Source organism: Segniliparus rugosus ATCC BAA-974 (assembly GCF_000185725.2).
GTDB classification, from domain to species: Bacteria; Actinomycetota; Actinomycetes; order Mycobacteriales; family Mycobacteriaceae; genus Segniliparus; species Segniliparus rugosus.
Window position 1 is genome coordinate 1,393,179 of record NZ_KI391954.1, and the last position, 22,146, is coordinate 1,415,324.

Below are 22,146 nucleotides of genomic sequence, written 5' to 3' on the forward strand. Positions count from 1 at the left end.
AGATGGTCGGCACAGACGATTCGAAGGCAGCGGGAACGGCGGCCCGCGCCGAGGAGACGGGCTCCGGAGTCGAGCTGCCCGTTGACCCGCAGGTGCGCCAGGCGTTCTGGTTCCTCGAGCGCATGGCCCCCGCGATCGGGGCCAGGTGGGCGAGCGAGCTGTGGTGCACGGCTCCGGTCGTCGAGCAGAGCCTGCGCATGCCGCCCGGCGTCGCGGCAGGGGAGCCCCTCGAGGCGTTCTGGGACGGGCACCGCATCGCGGGGGAGTCCTGGGGCGAGGGGCCGAACGTGTATCTCGTGCACGGCTGGGGCGGGCGCCGTCCGCATCTGGGCATGTTCGTCAAACCGTTGGTGGACTCCGGACACCGGGTGATCGCGTTCGACCTGCCCAGCCACAACGAGTCTGAACCGGGGGAGCACGCCCCAGGGCGCACGACCATCGTGGAATGCGCGACGGCGACGGCAGCGATCGTGCGCGAGCACGGGCCCGCGCGGGCGATCGTGGCGCACTCGCTCGGGGCCAAGGCCGCTGTGCTCGCCGCCGCGCAGGGGATGGCCGTGGAGCGGTTCGTGTTCCTGGCCCCGATGGGCGACTTCGCGCTGTACCTGGACTTGTTCGCCCGCAGGCACGGCTACGGGCCACGGATCCACGAGCGCCTGCACCGCAGATTGGACCGATGGCTGCGCATGCCGTTGTTCGACACCGACATCCCCCGCGCTGCGGCGCGGACTGGGTACCCGCCGCTGCTGCTCGTGCACGACCCGGACGACCCGGACACCCCGTTCTCGGCGAGCGAGCAGATCGCCGCGTCCTGGCCGGGCGCGCAGCTGCTGGCCACCAAAGGGCTCGGCAAGTTGGCGCACTACCGCATCCTGCGCCACCGCCCCGCGATTGTGGCGGGCGTCGACTTCATCGGCCCTGCGGCCGGAGCCGGTTCGGCGGTCTCGTCCGCTGACGCGCGAGGCTCCGCTACGACTCGCCTCCGGTGAGTTCCTCGGCGAGCGCGCGCACGCGCGCGGCGATGTCGTCGCGGATCAGGCGCATCCGCTCCTCGCCCTCGATCCCGCGCTGGGAGGGCTCGTCAGTCTCCCAGCGCTCGACGCGCACCCCTTCGGGCGGATCGAGCTGGGCGTTCTGGCCGAGGATGACGACGCGGTCGACAGAGCACAAGAGGCCGGGGTCGATGGGCTTGGGACGCTCCCCGGACATATCCGCGCCGACCTCCCGCAGGGACCGCGCGGATTGCTCGTTGACCTCAGTCCCCGGATGGGTGCCCCCGGAGTGGACGTCGATCCGGCCCCCGGCTTCTTTGCGCATGAGCCCGGCGGCCATCTGCGACTTCCCGCTGTTGGTCGAGCACACGAACAACACGGACGGCTTCTGGTGTTCTGGGCTCATCGGCGCTCTGCTCCTGTGCGGGCCAGCTCGTCCGCTGGCGGTTCGCGGTGTGACGTCCCGAGGCTAACGCATGGGCTCCGCCGAGGCCGAGGCGCGGTCGGGGTTCGTCACACCGCGCTCGGCGCCTGCCGCAGGTGCTCGAGGTACGCCCTCCAGCCGCCGAAACCGGTGATGTCCTCGGCCCCGTCGAGAGCGTCGTGAGCGCAGGCGAAGCCGACAACCTGCCTGCCGTCGGCGAGTTCGACGCTGGTCAGCGCCATGGGAGCGGGAAGGGCGGCGAGGAAGGAGCCGAGCCCAGCCGCCGAGACCTGGTAAAGCTCGCCCGAGATGGGGCTGCCCAGGCCCTGGCCGCGCCGGACCACGCCGGGTTTGGGCGGGGCGGTGTCCAACGCGGCGAGCCGATAGGCGTCGCTGGTGGCGATCTCCCCCGCGAACCTGGCCCCGATGGCTTCGAGCTGCCAGTGCAGCGGCTGCCCGCGCAGGTGCGCTCCGAAAACGGCGAGCTCGGCGGCGGGCGGGAACAGCAGGGGCGGCGCTCCGGCTCCGACGATCGTGGCGGCGACGTCGAGCGCGACCTGGTCGGCGAAGGCCCCGGCGACGACCATCACCCCGAACGGGAGGCCGTCCGAGGTCGGCTGTCCTGGGACGGCGACCGCCGCCATGTCGAGCAGATTGCAGAAGTTGGTGTATGTGCCCATCCGCCGGTTGATCGCGACCGGGTCGGCGTGGACCGCCGCGATGGCGGGATGCTCGGTGGTCGTCGGCAGGAGGAGCCCGTCGGCCCCGGCGAGGAGCCGGGCCGCCTCGGCGCGGGCGGCGGCGAGCGCGCCGAGGTCGCGGGCGAAGCCGGGGCCGGTGGTGTTCGCCGCGGCGCGGATGATGGCCGCGACGGTGGGGTCGAGGTCTTCGGCGGGCGCCGCCTCGACGAACGCGCCGACCGCCGCGTGGCGCTCGGCCACGATGGCCCCGTCGTAGAGCAAGAGGGCCGCGTCGAGGAGCGGGGCCACGTCGACCTCGCGCAGCTCCACCGTGTCGGGCAGGGCGGCGAGGGTCCGCGCGAAAGCTTCGCGGTAGGCGGGGGAGAGCGCGGCGAGGTTCGCGGGCGCGGGGACGGCGAGCGTCGGGCGGCTCGGCGCGGCGAGCTTGGCCTCGGCGGGGACTGCTCTGCTGCGCGGATCCCGAGCTTCGGGCCCGATCATGACGGCCATGGCGAGGGCCGCGAGGTCCAGTCCGGCGGCGAACACGGTCACGCTGTCGTAGTCGGCGCAGGCGTGGACGACCCCGTGATTGGGGACCAGGCCCAGGGTGGGTTTGATCCCGACCAGGCCGTTCAACGCCGCTGGGACGCGCCCGGAGCCTGCCGTGTCGGTGCCGAGGGCGAGATCCGCGATCCCGAGCGCGACGGCGACGGCGGAGCCGGAGCTCGACCCGCCGGAGACCAGCTCGGGGCGCAGGGCGTTGCGCACAGGGCCGTAGGGGCTGCGCGTCCCGACGAGGCCGGTGGCGAACTGGTCCATATTGGTCTTGCCGAGGACGACCGCGCCCGCGCGGACGAGTCGCTCGACCGAGGCGGCGGTCGTCTCGGGGCGATAGGCGTAGGCGGGGCAGGCTGCGGTGGTCGGCAGGCCCGCGACATCGATATTGTCCTTGACCGCGACGAGCAGCCCGGCCAGGGGGAGCGTTTCGCCGCGCTCCAGACGGGCCTCGACCTCGGCCGAGTCGGCCAACGCGTCGGCCTCCGGGCGCAGGGCGGTCCACACTTCCGGGCGGTCCGCCTCGGCGATGCGGGCGTAAGCCGCTCGGACCCGCTCGGCCGGCGTGTGGCTCCGGCCGTCCGGAGCCTCGAAACCCGATCCCATGTGCTCTCCTTGTCTTCTGCCGGTCAGTCGGAGTCCATCGACATCGTGGCCATGGCGCGGGAGACCCGCCCCAGCACGACATCGAGCGACTCGCCGATATGGGCGCGCAGCAGGCGCTGCGCGAGCTCGAGATCCCCGTCCAAGACCGCGCCCAGAATCTCCAGGTGCTCCGCGATGGTCGTCTCCACCCGCGCGTTCGCCATGAAGTCGAACATGCGCACGTGACGGATGCGCGAGTTGGCCGACGCCAGCGCCCGTGCCAGCTCCGCGTTCCCCGCCGCCGCGCAGAGGGCCTCGTGGAACCCCTCGTCGCGCACCACGAAACCCGGCTCCTGCGCGGGCGGGTCGTCCCGCAGCGCCGTCCACTCTCCGCGCAGCCGCAGCAGCGCCGCCCGGTCGTGGGCGAGGCCGGGATTGTCCGCAACGCGCCGCAACGCGCCGAGTTCAATCGTCAGCCGCAGCTCGTAGAGGTCGAGGATCTTCGGGATGCTCGGGCGCACGGGGGAGAAGCCGTACTCCTCCCGCCGGAGCAGCCCGTCCGCGCACAGCAGGCCCAGCGCCTCCCGGACCGGCGTGCGCGACACCCCGAAACGAGCGGAGAGCTTCGGCTCGGTCAGCCGCTCCCCGAATTTGACCGCGCCGTTCATCAGCTCGTCCCGCAGCGCCCGGTACACCGCCTCCCGGAGGGGCATATCCGGGCCGAGATCTGCGCGCAGCTCTGTCGACATACCTGTATACACTATTGACCAGCGCGTTTCATGCGCATATCAGCGCGTTACCATTCGGTGAACCCTGCGGGCAGCCAAGAAAGCTCGGTCGCGACCGCACAGCCGGCTCCGACGAGCCGAACCCCCATCCTCGCCCGGGGCGCGCCAGTGATCTTCAACAGCGCCGAGAACCCGGACTGGCCCAAGGGCTTGCTGGCACAAGGGCTTGGCGGCCAATCCGATCCTGGCGATTTGGCTCGAAGCCGCTAGTTGCTGGACCCGCCGTTCATGAGGATCTCCTCGCCCGTGATGAACAGGGCTTGCTCACTGGCCAGGAACTCCACGAAGCCGGCAACATCCTCGGCTGTGGCCATGCGGCCGATCGGGATAGTGTCCAGCAGGCTCTTCTTGTAGGGGTCCGTATCGCTGACCCCGGTGAAGATGCCAGAGCCGTCGATAGGCCCGGGAACCAGCGAGTTGACCGTGACCTGCCGAGAGCCTAACTCCAGAGCCAACACCCGCACCAGGTACTTCGCCGCGCTCTTGCTCGTCCCGTACAGGCCGAGCCCCGGCTGCGGCCGCGAGGTCGAGCTCGAAGCGATGTTAATAATCCGCCCGCCGTCCGCAACATGCCGGGCCGCGGCCTGCATCACGAAGTACGGCCCCTTGGTGTTGACCCGGAACAGCAGGTCGAAGTCCTCTGCGGTCACATCGACAACGGGGATATTCACCTTCTCGACTCCGGCATTGGCCACCACTATGTCGATCTTCCCGAAAGCGCGCAACGTCTCGTCGAATAGGCGGGCGATCTCGCTCACCTCTGAGACATCGGCCTGCACCACGAGTGTTTTGGCCCCGAGCTTTTCAGCTGCCGAGGCGACTTCGTCGGCGGCGGCTTTGTCCCTGGAATAGTTCACCACCACGCTGACGCCCAACGAGGCCAGGCGCAGCAGGATGGCGCGGCCCAGCCCCTTCGACGACCCGGTGACAATCGCGACCTTGCCCTCAAAACCCATCAACTGCTCCTCGCTCGATCTTGTGTCCTGATTAGGAGTCACTGGCTGCCCAGGGTCATCTCGCTCGGGCGACGGGGTTCACCTCCTATCCAACGGCGAGGTGTAACAATATATGCATACATGCATGCCGCGCTTTGCGTCAAACAAATCATTTTTGTTCCAGCACAACCAATTTTTGTCAGCGCTCGAAGACGAGTTTCAAGGGCGGCTGGCCGGCAGCCTGAACGCCAGGGCTATGGCCCAGCGCTCAGCGCCCGAATCGCGCGCAAAAGGATCAATACGCCGCGCCAACTACGCCGACTATATTGAGATTGAGCGAACCGCTTCAAGGCGACAACGAATTGAGCGAAAAGCCAGCATCGCTGGTGCGTGCCATTCGGCGGACCGGGCGAGCGGCGGCCATGCAGTCAGCTTCGGGCTGTGATGACAACCGCTGGGCGTCCTGTCTCAATGGATCTGTCGCAGTAGCGAACTCTGACCTGCAGCTCAGCTGGGTATTCCGAAGAGTTCGGCCGCGTTGTTCCGGCCGATGCGTTCGCGGTCGTTCTCGCCGATCTCGGCGTGGTCGAACCAGGTGGCTGCTTCTTCCATCGTCTCGAAGGGGTAGTCGGTGGAGAACAGCACGCGGTTCGAGCCGATTTCCTCCATGGCGTTGCGCATGGCGATGGTGCGGAAGTTCCCGCTGGTGGTGACGTAGAAATTGCGGCGGAAGCAGTCGGTGAAGGATTGCTCGGTGACGACGCCCATGGGGTTCTTGCCGTCCGGAGAGGCCCAGTGCGAGGTGCGCCAGAGATGGGTGGCCACCAACTCTCCGAGGTGGCCGAGGATCACGGTCAGGTTGGGATAGGCGTCGAAGAGCCCGCTGCCGATCAGCCGCAGCGCGTGCAAGCCCGTTTCCATGGAGAACGCCCACGCGGGCCCGAGCAGCCAGGGGTGCCCCTGGTAGCCGAGCTGCTGGCTGTTCAAGGGGTTTCGCGGGTGCAGGTAGAACGGCACGCCCAGGCGTTCGACCTCTGCCCAGAACGGCCGGTATTGGGGCAGGTCGTAGTACGTGGCGTTATCGAGGGAACCGATTTGGCTGAATCCGTTGACCAGCGCGCCTTTGAATCCTAGTTCGGTGACGGCGCGGTTCAGTTCGGCGGCGGCCGCGTCCGGGTCTTGCATGGGCAGCGCGGCGAAGGCCCCGAATCTGTTCGGGTGCGCGGAGACCTGCTCCGCGAGGGCGTCGTTCGCGTGCCTGGCGACGTCAACGGCCTTCGCGGCCTCTGGGATGGCCTGCACCGCGGGGGCGTTGAGCGACAGAATGCTGTACTCGATGCCGCAGGCGTCCATCCTGTCGACGCGTTCGCTGTTCAGGTCCAGCAGTTGACGGCGACGTTCGGGCCAGACGTCGGCGGTGAAGTACTCTTCGGAGTCGCCGATGGTTTGCGGTGTGGCGAAGTGCTCTTCGAGGGCGATCTTGTTTTTCATGATGCGTGTTCCTTTCGGTCGTCGGCGTTCCAGCGGTGGATCGTGGATGCTTTGGGCGTGTGTTGCGGCCATGAGCCGTCCTGGTCGGTGCGCCGGTGCGCACGAAGATGAGCCAGGACGCTCTCATGCGGTGTCCGAGCGTGGCCACGTCGTCCGGTTCCGAGCCTGCGAGCATCGGCGCGGCGGCCCGGTCGGAGTCCGCCCCGAGGAGGAAGGGCGGTTCCGCGCGATGGCAGGAGCCGAGGAGCGATGCGGAGGCGGCGTAGTCGAACTGATAGACCCATTGACCGCCACGAGAATAGGGCGGCGACCGCACTCGGCCATCTGCGGATTTTCATGCTTCCCTCTCTCGGCTTCAAGCCGGCCTTCGACCACTGGTGCTACCGCAAGTCGAGTTGCGGTAGCACCAGTAAACCATCGCGCGTCAAATTCCGCAAGTTGACTTGCGATAGAATGGCCGTATGTCCGCAGCACGCCGCCCGCCCGCGTACCGCAAGGGCGCGACAGTCGACCGCGCGGTCCTCGAAGCGGCTCGCGAACTGCTCGCCGCCGAGGGGCTCGGGGGCGCGAGGATCGCGGATGTCGCCGCCCTGGCCGGGGTGCACGAGACCTCGATCTACCGACGGTGGGGCAGCCGCGCCAAACTGATCGCCGCCGCCTTGTCCGACCAAGTGGACGCTGAGCTGGCGCTTCCGGACACCGGCTCAGCGCGCGAAGATCTCATCCTGTTCTACACCGTGTTGGCCGAGTTCCTGGCCACACTGGCGGGCCGCTCCGTGGCCTCCCTCGTCTTCGCCGCAACGCAGGACGAGGCTTCGTTCGAAGAGGCCCGCGCCCAGTTCTGGGACCTGCGGCTCGCCCGCGCGCGGCTCTTGGTCCATCGAGGCGTCGAACGCGCCGAACTCGACCCCGACGTCGATCCCGAGATCGTCGTCGAGTCCGTCGCGGGGGCGCTGAACCTACACATCCTGCTGCGCAACAAGACCGCCGACCGCGACTACATCAGCGGACTAGTCGACCTCGCGCTCGACGGCGCACGCCCACGACCGGCATCGACCCCCTTGTCTAGGGAGGAGCCTTCCTCCTGGTCAGGACTCGGGCGCGAGTTCCCTCTAGCGATAGTGCTTGGCGAGAGCGGATCGGCTTGGCCGATGGGGCTGTATCGTCCTGTGGCTCGTCGGACGAGCATGTCGAGCCCGAACACCCTTGCCCCTTCTTTCCGGTTTCGAATAGCAGAGACCCAGCCGGGGTTGAGCAGTAACGCGGTCATAGCAACCGTCTCGGGGTAGCGGGCGGCTACGGCTTCTTTCTGCGTCCATGGCACGCGGTCGCCGGCTCGAACAACCCGGACGGTTGGTTGGCCAGCGTCCGCGTCGGCTCCGTGTTCGGCCTCCACCACCTTGTTGACCAGCCGCATCAACCGATCCACCGTTCCGGTCGAGGCATCGGTGTTCTCCGCGAGTGTCCCGTCTCGTTTGATCTGTCGCAGTCGGGGGCTCTGATCAGTCCTGCGACAACAATGTGAGACGGCATTTCGGCATTCTGTCTCAGTTTGGTTGTCGCATTTCGGCATTTGTCTCACCTGATCTGTCGCATCGCAGTGTTTTGCGAGGGGGTGTTCGCAGAACTGCGGGCGGTCTGTTGCTGCGCTGCGGATAGATGCGGAACGTCTGGGCGGGGCCGCGTTGCATGAGATGTGATTAAGTGATATAACTATAGAAGTTCCACTATTCAGATATCTCGCACGAGATGACAGCGGGACCTACCTCAGGAGGAGCATGATGGCGATCTACCACATCGCGTACCACGGGTATAAGCGCAAGCCGACGATGGAGGAGGCCGAGCAGCGGTTGTCGATGTTCAACGCGGCTTTCTCGGCTGCCCCGTATATCGAAGAGGGGAACGCTGGCCGCTACTTGGGGAACCCGGAGGACGGCTACGACGACGCCGCGTGGGTGAAGTTCAAAGACATCGAGGCCTACGGGATCCACATGCGCGCCCCACACGGCCCCGACGAGGCCAACTCCCTGCGGGAGACGGTGGCCAGGGTGCGCTCGTTCGACATCATCACTCCTGACGAGCCCGCCGACACGCCTCAGAAGATCATCGAGCTCTACAAGCAGCGGTGGGAGCTGTTTCCCGACGTCGCCAAAGTGCTGCGCGAAGAGGTGGACGCGAGCTTCCCCTACTTGTGACCGACGCAGGAATGATCTGAGAGAGCAGAGGCGAACGCATGTTTATGCGAGGACAGATGGGGCCGTGTCCGCAGTGGCTGGCCGAGCTGGACGTCGCTGACGAGGTGGCGGCGATCGAGGAGAGGTGGATCAAGCCGGGCAAGATGCTGTCGTGGAACATGATGCCGGGAGGGTTGCGGATCATCGGGCCGAAATTCCTCGGCGCGGGCGACGACGAGCGTCTGACGTTGTGGTTCTACACGTTCCCGACATTGGAATTGTTCAAGGAATGGGCGTTGGGCGCTCCGGAGCACGTGGCGCTGCACACGAAAATCGTGGCCGCCATCGCGGCGGCGGACGCGCCGCCGCCGATGTACAACTTCCACGCCACGGATGACCCGGACGTCGACATCCCGGCGATCCGCGCCGAGCTTAAAGCCATGTATCAGCAGATCGAGCGGACGGATTGGGCGAACATGCCGTCGGGCAGCGTCCAACTGATGATGCTCGGCGAGCACGACTGAACAGACGAACCCGTCAGACGACGAGAAAGAGAGATCGAGATGACCGCACCCGCATTGCCGACCATCCCCGAACCAACCCCGCAAGACGAGTTGTTGTCGTTGCATGGAAAGTGCGCGGTGGTGACCGGCGGCAGCCGAGGCCTTGGGGAGGCCATCGTGCGCAGGCTCGCCCAAGCGGGCGCGGCGGTGGTGTTCACCGGACGCGGCGCAGGCGCGCTGCGCGAGACCGAAGAACGGCTCGCCGGTTCTGGAGCCGCGCTGGTCGGCGTGCCCGCCGACATCAGCCAACCGGCTGACTCGCAAAGGGTGGTCAACGTGGCGGCAGAGCGGTTCGGCCGGGTGGACGTCCTGGTCAACAACGCCGCCATCTTCACACCGTCGCTGGCGCTGGACACCACCGAAGAGCTGTTCGACAGCGTCGTGGACACGGACCTGAAGGGCGCGTTCTTCATGGCCCAATACGCCGCGAAGGCGATGATCGCCGCTGGTGGGGGAGGGCGGATCGTCAACGTGTTGTCGGTGGATGCGTTCCGGCCTATGGGGATCCTGGCCGCCTACGCGTCGGCCAAAGCCGGTTTGTGGGCGGCCACCCAGAACCTGGCGAAGGAACTGGCCCCGCATCAGATCCTGGTCAACGCTGTCACTCCGGGCTCGACGATCACCGAGGAACGGCTCGCCGCGTTCCAGGACGGCTCGTCTCCTTTGGAACAGGTGCCCGCGGAAGCCGAGGCGACCCGCCAGCTGCTGCAGGCACGGGTCCAGTCGGGGTCGATGGCGCAGATGCTGACCGCGATGATGCCGCTGGGCAGGCCGGGCTGGCCCGACGAGATCGCCAAAGCGGTCCTGTTCCTCGCCTCGGACTTGGGCAGCTACGTGAGCGGGGCCAACATCGTCGTTGACGGCGCCCAGAGCCTACGGTGAGCGCTGACATGACCGAAGAAGCCATCGTGGGCGAGGACTTGGTGCAGGCTGCGTTGCGGGCCGCGGCCGCATTGGGCAAAGATGTCGCTGACGTCCCAATCATCGCGATCGCCCGTGAGGCTGGCGTTTCGCGCAGCACCCTATTGCGCCGCCTCGGCGGCTCACGAGCCGCGCTGGACGAGGCGGTGCGCGCCGTCGGCGTCGATCCGGGCGGCCAGGCCCCGGTGCGCGCCCGCGCCCTGGAAGCCGCAGCCGAGCTGATCAGCGAGTCCGGGCTCGCCGCCGCGACGTCCGAGGCGATCGCCGCCCGCGCCCGCTGCTCCACGCAGAGCCTGTATGCGGTGTTCGGGGGTCGGGACGAGCTGCTGCGGGCGGTCTTCGAAAGCTACAGCCCGATGCTGGACATCGAAGATCTCTTCGAAGCCACGCCGGGCGACTTGCGCGCGACGGTGCGGCAGTTTTACGGGGTGCTCGCTCGGGACCTCGACCGCGAGCCCCGGGTGACTCCGGCGTTGTTCGCGGAGGCGATGGCCCGCCCGGACGGCCAGGCGGTGCAGAACCTCTTGGGACATAACTCGCCCCGCCTGCTGGCGGTGGTCGGCGCGTGGCTCGACGGGGAGGTCCGGGCAGGCCGGATCCGTGAGCTGCCTCCGCTGCTGCTGGTCCAACAACTGATGTCTCCGGTCCTCATCCACATGTTGCTGCGCCCGGCCGTGACCCAGGTGCCTGGAGTCGAACTGCCCGACATCGAAGCCGTCTGCGATGTCTTCGCCGATGCGTTCCTACGCGCCGTCACCACTTCCACAACCTGACCGAAGGAGACCTGATGACAACCCAAGAGGGAACCCGTACAGCCCGAGCCTTGCTGGGGACCGCGTTCACCGCCGCCGGGATCGCCCACATCGTCAAACACCAGTGGTTCGAACAGCTCGTCCCCGAGTCGTTATCCCGATACCGCAAACCGATCAGTGCCGTCACAGCGGTCGTGCAAATCGTCGGCGGCGCGGCGATGTTTGTCCCTCGGCTTCGGGCTGCGGCGCGCTGGAGCAATCTCGCGCTGCTCGTGCCGACCGTCCCCGCCGCGTTCGACCAGATCAACCACCCGGACGCGCTGCGCAAAGCCGGGATCCCGCCAGCGTTGGCCCCCGTTCGGGGCGTTGCGCAGATCCTCGTCTCGGCCTTGGTCTGGTGGGCGACCAGGCCTCCTGCGGAAAAGGCCAGCACGATCGGCGTGCGACAGATCGAGAGCTGACGGAAAGGAACGCCCAGCGTGTGGCACTGGTTCGAACGGTATTGGAGCTCGGTGGGGCTCGGCGCAGCAGTCGTCCTCCTTCTGTTCCTCTTCTGCACTGATGTTTTCCGCGACCGTCCTGAAAGGCCTCGCTGGTGCGACCCCGTCTGGTTGGCATGGCTGATGGCGGTGGCCTACATGCTGCACAACTTCGAGGAGTACGGCGTCGACGCCAAGGGGCGCCCGTTCCATTTCCCGGCCACAGCCTGCCAGCAATACGGCTTCGACTCGGTCGCCTCCTGCCCGCTCGCCCCGTCGTTCTTCGTCGCGGTGAATATACCGTTCGTCTGGCTCGTCCTGCCTTTCGCGGCGTTGTGGTGTAGGCGCAACCACGCGGTCGGGCTCGCCGGGGCCGGTCTGCTCCTCACCAACGCGCTCAGCCACATCGTCGGCGCTTTCACCCCTATGGGCTACTCGCCAGGGACCGTCACAGCCGCTGTGATTTTCATTCCGTTGTCGGTGTGGGTGTTCGCGACCTGCTTCGGCCGAGGCAAACTGTCCTATCCGGTTTTGACCGCCAACCTTCTGTCCAGCGTTCTGGCCCAGGGAGTTCTCCTCGCGCTGCTGCTCGGACTCGCACACGGGAGCATTCCGCTCTCCGTCGCGATCGCAGTGCAGACCGTCGACCCGCTGCTGCTCCTTGTCGTGCCGTGGGCGGCCAACCGAGTCTGGCCCCCGAAATCCGCCGAAGCCGCCTGACCCGCTGACGAATACGACAGATCAAATGAGATATGCGGCAGATTCAATGAGACAAAATCACCAGATACGACAGATTCAATGAGGTCAGGCACCGATTCGACGAGACGGGACGCCAAGGCCAAACGCCTGGATCATTGTCCCGGCGCAGTGAACCTGGCCAATGACGAAAATTCTGCATCGCTCTGAGCTGGGGATTGGCCAACTTCAATGAGCCATCGGATTGCACCCGGCTCAGTGGACCTGGCCAAACTTCGTGTTTGTCTCAATGAAGTTGGCCAAAATTGCTCGCAACATCGACGGCGAACATGAGATAGTGGTGAGCAGCCATGCCAGTGAGGGAAGGAGGGTGAGTGCCACGCCGTCGTGAACTCCGACAGGCATGCCGAGGGGTCGCCACCAGTTTCAGCAGTCGGAACAACGACATCGAAGGATGGTGGGGGATCGGTGTTTTGTGCCGCACGCGCGGTCCTTCGGGGATCGATCTAGACCTGCGGGCCGCTGCCCACGGCGACATGTTGGCGCGAAAGTACGGCGAACAGCTTTCCAGACAACTGCTTGCGCGGCACATGCCGGATGATTGGGTGGCGAGCGCGAACCTCTCCTTGCGGTTCGCGGCGGATCCGCGTGTTGCTGATATGTGGCAGTACACGGTGACAGTGGAGATCTGTGATGACCGGGGTCGGGCATGGACTAGCTGTGACCGTGGGCGATGCTGGGCTCACGACCCCGCTCGCGAACGTCGATCAGCCCGTGCCGTTGACCTGGATGAACGCTAGCAAGTACTAGTTAGTGGCTGAGTCTGCGAGTGACGTACAACCCGCTGCGCAAGCCTCTTTTCTGGCGTTCAGGCGATGCTTCGCGGTCGAAGAAAGCATCGCCGTGGATGAAGTCGTAGGAGCCGTAGCTTTCACCCGCCGCCCATGCGGTCAGGGGGTCGTGGGGAGTGGTCGGGCGATAGCGCCCGGTCACCTCTGCGACGACCCGGTTCACCGATAGGGCGCGATGTCGCGCGTTCTTGGAGCGCATATCCGCCGACCACTGCGGGTCGAGGACGAGACGGGTCATCGCCAGCAGCTCGGGGTAACGCGCCAGCGGCGCCCTTGGGTCCATATGCGGCGAAAGAACGGACGAACGGTGATGATCACGTTCAGCCAGAGACTCTAGCCGCTTTGCGCATGTGGGCAGCTGGCCGATCCGGTCCCATTCGAAAACCATGAGTTCCGCCGCTGAGAACGCCTTCCTTGTCTTGATCTTCCCGTGTTGGGCGATGAGCTTCTTGTGCATGTGGTGTGCCCTGGATATCTCTGGCATATCGGCAACGCTCACCAGGGTCTTCACGCGGAAAAGGTTCCCACCGGTCCATATTTTGTGCCGGTAGCACAGGACGTTCTCGTAGCTCGCCCAGATCGGCACTGGGCGGTTGATGCATCGTGCCGCTCGGCAGCGCTCGCAGGCGTACCCGTTGTCTTGGATCAGCTTCGAGAAGTGGTCCCAGTATGGGCGGGTTGGATGATTGAAGCCTTCCCGCAGCTCTGGGAGCGCGTATTGTAAGGATTTGGCAGGGCGGTTGGTGACCGACGTCAGGTATTCCAACCATGAGAGCCCCGTGCTCTTCTGGTTCGCCACTAAGGTTCCCCCGTCCAGCTTGTGCGCGTCTTCGATGCGGTTCACATAGGAAGCGACCGTCTCGGCTGGGTAGGGCTTGACGCGGATCGGGAAAGGGCGGGGCCGTACTCGGAACGCGCTGGTCATCATGGCTTGGCTCGTGTGCCGGATGCCGTGGTGGTGAGCGTCTCGGAGGCGTGGTCGATGGGGATCGAGTGAAGCAGGTCGCGGGTGATCGCCTCGTCCCTGGTGAGGATGGCGCTGATGGCCGCAGTGCGCACGAGGTAGGAGAGGCCGCTAATACTGCCGCTGGTGCGTTGGTGCAGGTACTTGCTGTTCTTGATCAGCGTTCCGTGTTTATGCCGATACAGACGTAGCGCGGCTTCCAGACCTGCGACGAGGGCTTCCCACTCGTCGTTGTTTGGGAACGACCCGGTTCGCATCAGGACGGAACGGGCGCTGATCTGCTGGCCCCGGATGCCAGTGAACAAGCCGCTGCGGTCCACGTTGATTCCGGCGTAGATGAAGGTGGCGGGCATGTGCTCTGTGAAGTATTTGAGGTGGTCGCTCATGTCTTCGCCAGCGCTCGTGGCGAGATTGAGGTTGTGGATCTCATCGACTATCACGAGGTCAGTGCGCATTTCAGTGAGGACGTGGCACACCGAGTCCGCGATATCGGCGACATTCGCTCGCGGCTTGTAGGAGATGCCGAGGAAGTGGGCGAACTCGGCTGCGAGCTTGCGAGGCGAGCCCTTGGGGGGAGTGGTGATATAGACGACGGGTATGCGCTCCTGGTTCGGATACTTCCGGCGCACGTCCCGCTCGTGCAGCCGCCCGAGCAGTTTGATCGTCGTGGTCTTCCCGGTGGCCCACGGCCCGGACACGATCATCGACCGGCGAGCCCCGCATTCGCGCTGGTTGACCAGGGTGAGGATCTTTCCTTGGCGGACGATGTTCTTCACCGCCGAAGTCTCGATTGTGACCAGCTCGGAGTGATAGGCCATGCGGCAATCGTCGTAGGCCGCTTGCTCGTCCGGGGCCAATGCCTCATAGCGTCCATGGTCGATGAGGTTCAGGGCGGCAGGTTCAGCGTCCACGTATTGCCGCCACCCGATGAGGGTGGTGGTGGGGATGCGCCTTGGGTCTAGGGAGTCTTCGACGTGGGCCTGCTGCATCTTGCTCCTACCACCATTTCTCCAGCATCTTGTCCGTGTCGAACACCGGCAACGGGATCACCTCTGCCAGGCGCTCGTCGTCCGCCGGTTCCGCGAAGCGGGCTGGTCCGACCGTTTCTTCCGCATGCGTCACGTCTGGTTTGGAAACCTCGGCCATAGCGTTGGCGCGGGCGGCAACCCTCCGGTCTCTCGGGCTCTTCTTGCGTTTTGGCGTGGTGAACGCGGCAGTGCGCCCGGTGCTCGCGTCGTCCAGGATGCGTTCGGTCTCCGCCGCGATGGCCTCCTCAGTGGCCTTGTCGCGCGCTGCGACGATCTTCCGCGCGTGCTCCCACACCGTCTCGCTGAATGGTTGTCGCGATGTGCGCAGGTACCGCCAGTAGGCAGTGATCCACGCCCCGGTCTCGGGGTTCTGCACCCAGACGCGGGTGACGTCGTGAGGGTCGTAATGCACTTCCCACTGGTCTTTGAGCGCCTTGATCCCGGAGGGCTGGCCCCGCAGCGGGTTCAGCTCCTCGCAGTCGTAGACCCTGTGTCCGATCTTGATCCCGTAAGAGTTGATGGCCCTCGCCTTGAACGGCTGCAAACCGATGTAGTCCTCCGGAGAAAGCGGCAGGTGGACGTACCCGGAAACCGCGACGAGGGCCGCGTACATCTCGTTCGGGGTGAGCACCCTGGACGGGCTCAGCGGGTCGCGCAATCCTTCGTGCGGGCGGTTCTGCCAGTGGACGACGACCCATTCGTCCAACAGGTCTTGTAGCTCGACCAGGGAGAACACGGCCTTCTGGTCGGCGGCCTGACCCCGGTGCTCGACGCTGGACCCCAGGTATCCGACAACATGCTGGGCGAAGAGCGTGTTGATCGAGGAGAACGTGCGCTCCACGACCGGCTTGTCCGTCGGGGTGAACGGGTGGGACCGTTGGCGGCTGATCCCGAGCCTGCGGCATGCGTTCAAAAACGTGGAGGACACGTAGATGCTGCCGTTGTCGCACACGATGTTCTCCGGGACGATCACCGGCTTCGCTGCCGCGTTCTCCAACCGCTCGTCAGCCGACCGCATCGACTGGTAGGGCAGCGCGGAGCGCGCCATGCTGACAGCGTCCGACCAACCGGGGCGCATCGGCTCCGGGGTCATGGAGCGGGCCAACAGCAGCGCCGCGTCCACGGCCTTCGCCGTCGGGCGCAGGACGGCTGCGGCGATGGACCGGGTCGCCAGATCGACCAGCACGGTCAGCTCCACCCGTCCGGTGAGTTCCTGGTCGAGCCGCACAGCCACGTCCAAAGGGGAGGAGTCGATTTGCATCCATTCGCCAGGACGCGCGGCGGCGAGCGCTCCGAATGGCCCCTGCGGCTGGTTCGCCAACGTCCGCCTCGTGCGAGCAGAGCCGGTGGCGTGGCGGGCTTCGGCCATTCGCGCGAGCAGCCGGTTGAACGTCGCCCGCGACGGCAGCGGCACCTGATCTGGGCCGTATTCTGCCTCGACAGCATTGGTCGTCAGACGCATCAACTTGCCCCTGGTCCCGGTCGAATCATCGCGGCTCTCGGCCAGAACCCGGCGCAGAACCTCCACGTATCGGTTGTCCACCCGGCTAGCGACCGAGGTCTTGCGGACAGGGCGTTTGTCGATCAACGCCTCGATGCCGGAGATCTCGTACTGGCGGCGGAATCGTCGGAAGCTGCGCAAACTCAACGGTTCGCCCAGTGCGGCGAGTTCGGCCACCTTCGCCGCGTCCCGTTCGCTTTGCGAGGTGGTCATCGGGTCGTACTTGGGCCTCGGGGCCGACCCCGGCTCGGCGTCCACCGGCAAGCCGTCAGCCGCCTCGCTGACATGCCGCTCGAACCGCAACGCCCGGTCACAGGCTTCCTCGCTGAGCGAGTTGAAGTACGCCGGGCGCAGAGGTCGGCGGCTCTGCTCAGCGCCGACGATTTGGAAAGTCTTGTCTGCCAGCAGCGCGGCCAGCGTGATCGTCATATGCCCGCGCTGCTGGTCACTCAATAAAACTCTGGGGCCGTCCAGCGCCACGAGTTCGTAGACAACCCCGTTCAGAGAAAGGAGACTGCCAACATGCAGGGGCTTCGAAAGGCTCATGCGCTGCTCACCGTCACCTCGGCGTGCTCATGGAGCAGCCGTGAACGAAGATCCAAGCGCAGGGTTTGGTTCCAGATAAGGTGGTAAATCGTCGGCAGCGCCACCACTGGGTCTCCTACCGCTCGGGCAAGCTCGCGCAGCGTAAGACTCCCGGAACGGAGCATCTGAGCTTCCACGATCTCGGCTGTGCCTCTGTCGCAAGCACGCGGGAACCGATACCCGGTCAGCCATCGCAAATTGGCGGACAGCACCGCTGGCTGTTCACCGACTCGCCGGTACGACCATCCTAACTCGTCGCACAGCTGCTCGGTCGCGTCGAACTGCTCCTGATCCGGTGGCTTGACAAGAGCCTCAGGACGCACATCGACCACACATGCGCTACCGTCAGCCAGGCGCAGGAAGAAATCAGGCGTGTGAGATCGCCGTGGAGCAGTTTTCGAGGAGCGGTCGAAGGTGAAGGGCTGCGAGCTGACGGCGACGATCTCAGGGGCGAAATCGGCCGAGATCAGAAAATCTCGCTCAACCCAGGACTCAAACGCCACATGCCGATGGCCGGTCGCCATCCACCAGTCGCCACAGAAATTACGCTGACCTCGGCGGGGACGAACGTTACGCATCGGACTGGCCTGCTCAAAGGGCACAGCAGCGCATTCAAAGGCATCCGCCGACACGGCAAGCTCACCAGGCAGCCGATACCTGATCTCCGAGTGACGACCAGCAGGGCTAAGTGTGAGCGCAGCCACATTAGGCATACGCTCAAATTACGCGCGGAATACGCCTGCCTAGCGCCGACGCTCCGAACCAGTGGCCAACTTCAGTGAGACAGAGCGCCACGTTGGCCAACTTTAATGAGCAATGGCCAAGTTCATTGAGCAAGGACAATCATGCCAAGGCCAAACGCCTGGATCATGAGGATTCGCCCATAGTTAAACGCCGATAATCAACATTATGTCACTTACTACAAAGGGCGGCTCCCCTCGAATCCCCGGAGCTAGCGAACTGTTGGTTCGCGTTGTGCCCTATCTGCTGGCGGGAAGCTCTGCGATCCTTCGGGCCGTTGCCGGGCAGCGCGACCGTCGGGGCGCGTTTTGTCGTGTTCGGGCGGAGCCGGCCGCCAGGGCGCTGTGGTCCGGGCGTTGGCCGAGGACGGCGACTGCGGCCTGGAAATGACATAATGTTCTCCCCTGGTCCGCGATAAGCCCTGAGGGCTTCTGCTCTGGCGTGTTGCCCTGGTATACGGAGGCGTTTTCGGGCTGAAAATCGCTCTACGGCGAAATGAGAGCGTTTTGCCTGTTCAGGGCCGTGATGATGCGCCTGCGCCAGGAGTTTTCTCGGCGGATGCGCTGTTTTCCGGCTGGGGCTTGCGGATCGGGGCGACTAGGCTGGCCGGATGCGAGACCTCTTGCGTTCTTTGCCCGTGTTCGCCGGTGTCGTCCGCGATTTCGACGTCGCGGACGTTCCCGATGATCCAGAGGCTCTGTTCGCGGCGTGGCTGCGGGACGCGGTCGAGCACGGAGCTGCGGAGCCGCATGCGATGACGCTTTCGACGGTGGACGCGGACGGCTCCCCGGACGCGCGTGTGTTGATTTTGAAGGATCTGGACGATGGGGGTTGGTGGTTCGCGACCAGCGCGACGAGCGCGAAGGGAAGGCAGCTGGCGGATTGCCCGGTCGCGGCGCTGACGTTTTACTGGCCGGAGGTGGGCCGTCAGGTGCGGGTGCGAGGCCCGGTGGTCGAGGGCTCTGCGGAGCGCGGCGCTGCGGACTTCCGCTCGCGCGGCTCCGCCGCTCGGGCGGTGGCGCTGGCGAGCCGGGAAAGCCAGCCCCTCGCGGACCGGGCGGCGTGCGAGGAGGCGGTCGCGGCGGCGCGGCAATGGCTCTCTGCGGATCCGACGCTGGTGGCGGAGGGCTGGCGGGTGTACGCGGTCGCGGCGCGTTCGGTGGAGTTCTGGCAGGCGGACAAGGACCGGCAGCACGCCCGCGTCCGGTACGCGCGCGAGGCGGACGGCTGGTCGCGCGCGTTGCTCTGGCCGTGATTGCTCTGGCTATGAGGCTCCCTCGTTCGGGGCCGGCCCACTGCCCTTGGCCGGCGGAGTCGGCAGCTGCGAACAGGTGTGTCCCCGGCCACGGCGCTCGGATAGACTCGGTCGCAGTGATCGTCGGCAACGAGGCATGGACGATCGAGAGGTAGAGAGCTGGTTTGATGAAAACAAGAGAACGACTGTCCTTCGGCCTGGCCCTCGCCCTCTTTCTCCCCTTCCCTGGTTTCTCCGGCGTTGCGGGAGCCGAGCCGGAGAAGGAGCCGGTGCGCCATTACGTGGCCATGGGCGACTCGTACGTGAGCAAGCCCGGAGCCAAGGGGCTGGACCCCGGCGGGCCGAACTGCGCGCGGACCGATGAGAACTACCCCGCCTTCGTCGCGGAGGGGCTCGGGCTCAGCCCCGGCAACGGGTTCGTCGACGTGAGCTGCGCGGGGGCCAAGACCAGCGCGCTGGCGGGCGAGCAGGAGAGCGCCCTCGGGGTCATCGTCCCGCCGCAGCTGGACGCGGTGGACGAGGACACCGACTTGGTGACGATGAGCTTCGGGCCGAACGACCAGGACTTCATGGTCAAGATCGTCACCACCTGCCTGATGATCGGCCTCACCGACCCGGACGGGGCCTCGTGCCGCCAGCAGGCCGCCGAGGAGCAGCCGCTGCTGACCGACCAGGGCTACGCCGGGGTCCGCGATAACATCCACCGCGACTTGCGGGGCGCGGTGGACGCGATCAAGGCCAAGGCTCCGCGCAGCAGGGTCGCGCTGGTGGGCTACCCGCAGGTCTTCCCCGTCGGCAAGACCTGCGACGCGACGACCCCGATGACTCCGAGGGACATGGCGTGGATCAACGAGAAGATCCAGGGCATCAACGCGACCATCCAGCAGGTGGCGAAGGAGACCGGGCAGATCTACGTGGACACCTATGGCCCGTCCGTCGGCAAGGGCCTCTGTTCCGCCGGGCCGTCCTGGGAGTCCGGGTTCCTCACGACGAACTGGCTGGAGAGCGAGCCGCTGCACCTGACCCCGTTGGGCGCGCGGGAGATCGCGAAGATCGTGCTCAGCAAAGTCTGACCGCAGAGCCGAGGCCAAGCCTGCGCCGCGCGCCGCCGACAGCCACGTCTGGGCGAATACGGGGGAAGGAAACAAAACCGTTAAGGCGGCCGCGCCGACCGCCTCTTGCGGCTACGATCAGAGCGCCCGCCGCCCACCGGACAGGAAGATGAGGGATGCTGTGAGCGTGAAAATCGAGGCCGCGCCGTCGCAGCACCACCGGAGCGGTGTGGACTCGGTCCGTCTCGGGGTCGTCGTCGGCGCGCTCGGCGTGGTGTTCGGCGACATCGGCACCAGCCCGATCTACACCGTCCAGACCGTCTTCAACCCCGAGGATCCGCATCCGGTGCCGATCAGCCCGGACAATATCTACGGCGTGGTGTCGCTGATCTTCTGGTCGGTGATGGTCATCGTGACGCTGACCTACGTGACCCTCGTGATGCGCGCGGACAACGACGGGGAGGGCGGCATCATGGCGTTGATTACCCTGCTGCGGCGCTGGGCCGGGAAGGGCCGCCGCACCGCGCTCGCGCTCGCCGGGCTCGGGGTCTTCGGGGCCGCGCTGTTCTTCGGCGACGGCATGATCACCCCGGCGATCTCGGTCCTCTCCGCCGTGGAAGGGCTCAAGGTCGTCGATCCCGGTTTCGGCGAGTGGGTCGTGCCGATCACGGCGGTCATCATCGTGGCGCTGTTCTCGGTGCAGCGCCGAGGCTCCGCTGCGGTGGGGCGCGTCTTCGGGCCGGTGATGATCGCCTGGTTCGTCTCGATCGGGGCGTGCGGGGTGGGCGGCGTGCTCGGCCACCCGGAGATCCTCAAGGCGCTCTCCCCCGCGTACGCGCTCGGCTTCGTCGCAGGACATTTCGAGATCGCCTTCTTCGCGCTGGCGGCCGTCGTCCTCTCGGTCACCGGCGCGGAGGCGCTCTACGCGGACATGGGCCATTTCGGCCGACGCGCGATCACCAGGGGCTGGCTCCTGCTGGTGCTGCCCGCCTGCACGCTGAACTACTTCGGCCAGGGCGCGCTGCTGCTCGGCGACGAGAAGACCAGCGGAGCCCCGTTCTTCCTGCTGACCCCGGAGTGGGCGCGGCTGCCGATGGTGCTGCTGGCCACCGCAGCGACGGTGATCGCCTCCCAGGCGGTCGTCACCGGCGCGTTCTCGCTGGCCTCGCAGGCCGCGCATCTCGGCTACCTGCCGAGGCTGCGGGTCGAGCACACCTCCGAGTCGGCCATGGGCCAGATCTACGTCCCCCTGGTCAGCAACGTGCTGGCGGCGGCGGTCCTGATCCTGGTCTTCGCGTTCCGCAGCTCGGCGGCGCTGGCGTACGCGTTCGGCATGGCGGTGACCGCGACGATCACCATCACCACCCTGCTGTTCCTCTACCTCGCCCGCCAGCGCTGGGGCGCTCCGCTGTGGGCGGTGGCGCTCGGCGGCGGAGCCCTCCTCGTGGTCGACCTGCTCTTCTTCGCCGCGAACCTGACGAAGTTCGTGCACGGGGCGTGGCTGCCGATCTTGATCGGCTTCGCGGCGTTCGCGGTGATGACCACGTGGGCGCGCGGCCGCTCGATCGTCACCCGCAAACGGGAGGAGATGGAGGGCTCGCTGCAGGAGTTCGTCGACGGGCTCTCGGCGCTGGACCCCCCGCTGCTGCGCCCGCCCGGCACCGCGGTGTTCCTCAACCGGGGCAAGGAGACCACGCCGCTCTCCATGCTCTCCAGCGTCCAGCACAACCATGCCCTGCACCAGCACGTGGTGATTCTGTCCATCGAGACCTCCCCCGCGCCGAGGGTGCCCGACTCCGAGCGCGTCGGGATCGACGACTTGGGCTACAGCGACGACGGCGTCATCTTCGTCAGCGCGCGGTTCGGATACATGGAGCGCCCGGACGTGCCGCACGTGCTCAGCCTGCTCGACCCGGCGCGCACCGAAGGCCCGATCACCATCGGCCATGCCTCGTTCTTCCTCTCGAAGCTCCAATTGGTGCGCGGCCCGGAGCCGACGATGCCGGTCTGGCGCAAGCGCCTGTTCATCGGGACCTCGCACATCACCTCGGACGCGGCGGCGTATTTCGGCCTCCCGCTTGACCGCACCGTGATCATGGGGGCGCGGCTGGAGGTGTGAGCCCTCGGCTCTGCT

The 22,146-nt window shown here is 66.4% G+C and carries 21 protein-coding genes; 12 read left to right on the forward strand and 9 right to left on the reverse strand.

The genetic code is table 11. From position 1 onward, the window contains the following. The first annotated feature begins 2 nt into the window (after positions 1 to 2). Entirely contained in the window at positions 3 to 989 is a 987-nt protein-coding gene (locus HMPREF9336_RS16385; RefSeq protein ID WP_007468906.1) for an alpha/beta fold hydrolase, read from the forward strand. Here HMPREF9336_RS16385 and HMPREF9336_RS16390 read toward each other — a convergent pair. The 4 genes from HMPREF9336_RS16390 to HMPREF9336_RS16405 form a co-directional block, all read right to left on the reverse strand. Beyond that, a complete protein-coding gene (locus tag HMPREF9336_RS16390) occupies positions 970 to 1,398 on the reverse strand; it encodes an arsenate-mycothiol transferase ArsC (protein WP_007468907.1) in 429 nt (142 codons plus the stop codon). The genes HMPREF9336_RS16385 and HMPREF9336_RS16390 overlap by 20 nt on opposite strands. Before the next feature lie 107 nt (positions 1,399 to 1,505). Further along, positions 1,506 to 3,257 carry an allophanate hydrolase gene (gene atzF, locus HMPREF9336_RS16395; protein ID WP_021030885.1) on the reverse strand — a complete coding sequence of 584 codons (1,752 nt, stop codon included), beginning with the start codon at positions 3,255 to 3,257 and terminating at the stop codon, positions 1,506 to 1,508. Between the two features lie 23 nt (positions 3,258 to 3,280). After that, positions 3,281 to 3,985, reverse strand: a complete 705-nt coding sequence (locus tag HMPREF9336_RS16400) for a GntR family transcriptional regulator (protein WP_007472597.1) — start codon at positions 3,983 to 3,985, stop codon at positions 3,281 to 3,283. 245 nt (positions 3,986 to 4,230) lie between these two features. Further along, entirely contained in the window at positions 4,231 to 4,980 is a 750-nt protein-coding gene (locus tag HMPREF9336_RS16405) for a glucose 1-dehydrogenase (RefSeq protein ID WP_007468911.1), read from the reverse strand. A 124-nt stretch (positions 4,981 to 5,104) separates the two neighbouring features. Here HMPREF9336_RS16405 and HMPREF9336_RS18590 point away from each other — a divergent pair, with 124 nt between their 5' ends. Continuing rightward, positions 5,105 to 5,404, forward strand: coding sequence for a hypothetical protein (locus tag HMPREF9336_RS18590; protein WP_156920443.1), 300 nt, complete (start codon positions 5,105 to 5,107; stop codon positions 5,402 to 5,404). 62 nt (positions 5,405 to 5,466) lie between these two features. Here HMPREF9336_RS18590 and HMPREF9336_RS16410 read toward each other — a convergent pair whose 3' ends face one another. Next, positions 5,467 to 6,450 carry an amidohydrolase family protein gene (locus HMPREF9336_RS16410; RefSeq protein WP_007468912.1) on the reverse strand — a complete coding sequence of 328 codons (984 nt, stop codon included), beginning with the start codon at positions 6,448 to 6,450 and terminating at the stop codon, positions 5,467 to 5,469. A gap of 461 nt (positions 6,451 to 6,911) precedes the next feature. Between HMPREF9336_RS16410 and HMPREF9336_RS16415 the strand changes: the two genes are divergently transcribed. From HMPREF9336_RS16415 to HMPREF9336_RS16445, 7 genes are all read left to right on the forward strand, one after another. Next, positions 6,912 to 7,739 (forward strand): TetR/AcrR family transcriptional regulator, encoded by an 828-nt coding sequence (locus HMPREF9336_RS16415; protein WP_007468913.1) that lies wholly within the window; start codon positions 6,912 to 6,914, stop codon positions 7,737 to 7,739. 492 nt (positions 7,740 to 8,231) lie between these two features. Beyond that, positions 8,232 to 8,645, forward strand: a complete 414-nt coding sequence (locus HMPREF9336_RS16420; RefSeq protein ID WP_021030886.1) for a hypothetical protein — start codon at positions 8,232 to 8,234, stop codon at positions 8,643 to 8,645. A 38-nt stretch (positions 8,646 to 8,683) separates the two neighbouring features. Then, complete coding sequence (locus HMPREF9336_RS16425; protein ID WP_007468915.1) at positions 8,684 to 9,148, forward strand: hypothetical protein; 465 nt, start codon at positions 8,684 to 8,686, stop codon at positions 9,146 to 9,148. 39 nt (positions 9,149 to 9,187) lie between these two features. After that, complete coding sequence (locus HMPREF9336_RS16430) at positions 9,188 to 10,069, forward strand: SDR family NAD(P)-dependent oxidoreductase (protein ID WP_007468916.1); 882 nt, start codon at positions 9,188 to 9,190, stop codon at positions 10,067 to 10,069. 26 nt (positions 10,070 to 10,095) lie between these two features. Then, positions 10,096 to 10,881 (forward strand): TetR/AcrR family transcriptional regulator, encoded by a 786-nt coding sequence (locus tag HMPREF9336_RS16435; protein ID WP_040586184.1) that lies wholly within the window; start codon positions 10,096 to 10,098, stop codon positions 10,879 to 10,881. 14 nt (positions 10,882 to 10,895) lie between these two features. Next, positions 10,896 to 11,321 (forward strand): hypothetical protein, encoded by a 426-nt coding sequence (locus tag HMPREF9336_RS16440; RefSeq protein ID WP_007468918.1) that lies wholly within the window; start codon positions 10,896 to 10,898, stop codon positions 11,319 to 11,321. Between the two features lie 162 nt (positions 11,322 to 11,483). Continuing rightward, positions 11,484 to 12,059, forward strand: a complete 576-nt coding sequence (locus HMPREF9336_RS16445) for an HXXEE domain-containing protein (protein ID WP_244431687.1) — start codon at positions 11,484 to 11,486, stop codon at positions 12,057 to 12,059. A gap of 786 nt (positions 12,060 to 12,845) precedes the next feature. Here HMPREF9336_RS16445 and HMPREF9336_RS16450 read toward each other — a convergent pair. From HMPREF9336_RS16450 to HMPREF9336_RS16465, 4 genes are read right to left on the reverse strand one after another with little or no spacing between them, the layout of a single operon-like run. After that, entirely contained in the window at positions 12,846 to 13,814 is a 969-nt protein-coding gene (locus HMPREF9336_RS16450; RefSeq protein WP_007468920.1) for a hypothetical protein, read from the reverse strand. Continuing rightward, a complete protein-coding gene (locus tag HMPREF9336_RS16455; protein ID WP_007468921.1) occupies positions 13,811 to 14,839 on the reverse strand; it encodes a TniB family NTP-binding protein in 1,029 nt (342 codons plus the stop codon). The genes HMPREF9336_RS16450 and HMPREF9336_RS16455 overlap by 4 nt, the downstream gene beginning before the upstream one ends. 7 nt (positions 14,840 to 14,846) lie before the next feature. After that, the gene (locus HMPREF9336_RS16460; protein WP_007468922.1) at positions 14,847 to 16,925 is read right to left on the reverse strand and encodes a Mu transposase C-terminal domain-containing protein; all 2,079 of its coding nucleotides are present in this window, start codon (positions 16,923 to 16,925) and stop codon (positions 14,847 to 14,849) included. Then, positions 16,922 to 17,677, reverse strand: a complete 756-nt coding sequence (locus tag HMPREF9336_RS16465; protein WP_021030889.1) for a TnsA-like heteromeric transposase endonuclease subunit — start codon at positions 17,675 to 17,677, stop codon at positions 16,922 to 16,924. Before HMPREF9336_RS16465 ends, HMPREF9336_RS16460 begins: the two co-directional genes overlap by 4 nt. Positions 17,678 to 18,315: 638 nt before the next feature. Here HMPREF9336_RS16465 and HMPREF9336_RS16470 point away from each other — a divergent pair. From HMPREF9336_RS16470 to HMPREF9336_RS16480, 3 genes are all read left to right on the forward strand, one after another. Then, positions 18,316 to 18,960, forward strand: coding sequence for a pyridoxine/pyridoxamine 5'-phosphate oxidase (locus tag HMPREF9336_RS16470; protein ID WP_021030890.1), 645 nt, complete (start codon positions 18,316 to 18,318; stop codon positions 18,958 to 18,960). 167 nt (positions 18,961 to 19,127) lie between these two features. After that, the gene (locus HMPREF9336_RS16475; RefSeq protein WP_007468925.1) at positions 19,128 to 20,033 is read left to right on the forward strand and encodes an SGNH/GDSL hydrolase family protein; all 906 of its coding nucleotides are present in this window, start codon (positions 19,128 to 19,130) and stop codon (positions 20,031 to 20,033) included. Between the two features lie 148 nt (positions 20,034 to 20,181). Next, on the forward strand, positions 20,182 to 22,131 hold the full coding sequence (locus HMPREF9336_RS16480; RefSeq protein WP_021030891.1) for a potassium transporter Kup: 1,950 nt from the start codon (positions 20,182 to 20,184) through the stop codon (positions 22,129 to 22,131). Positions 22,132 to 22,146: the final 15 nt, after the last annotated feature.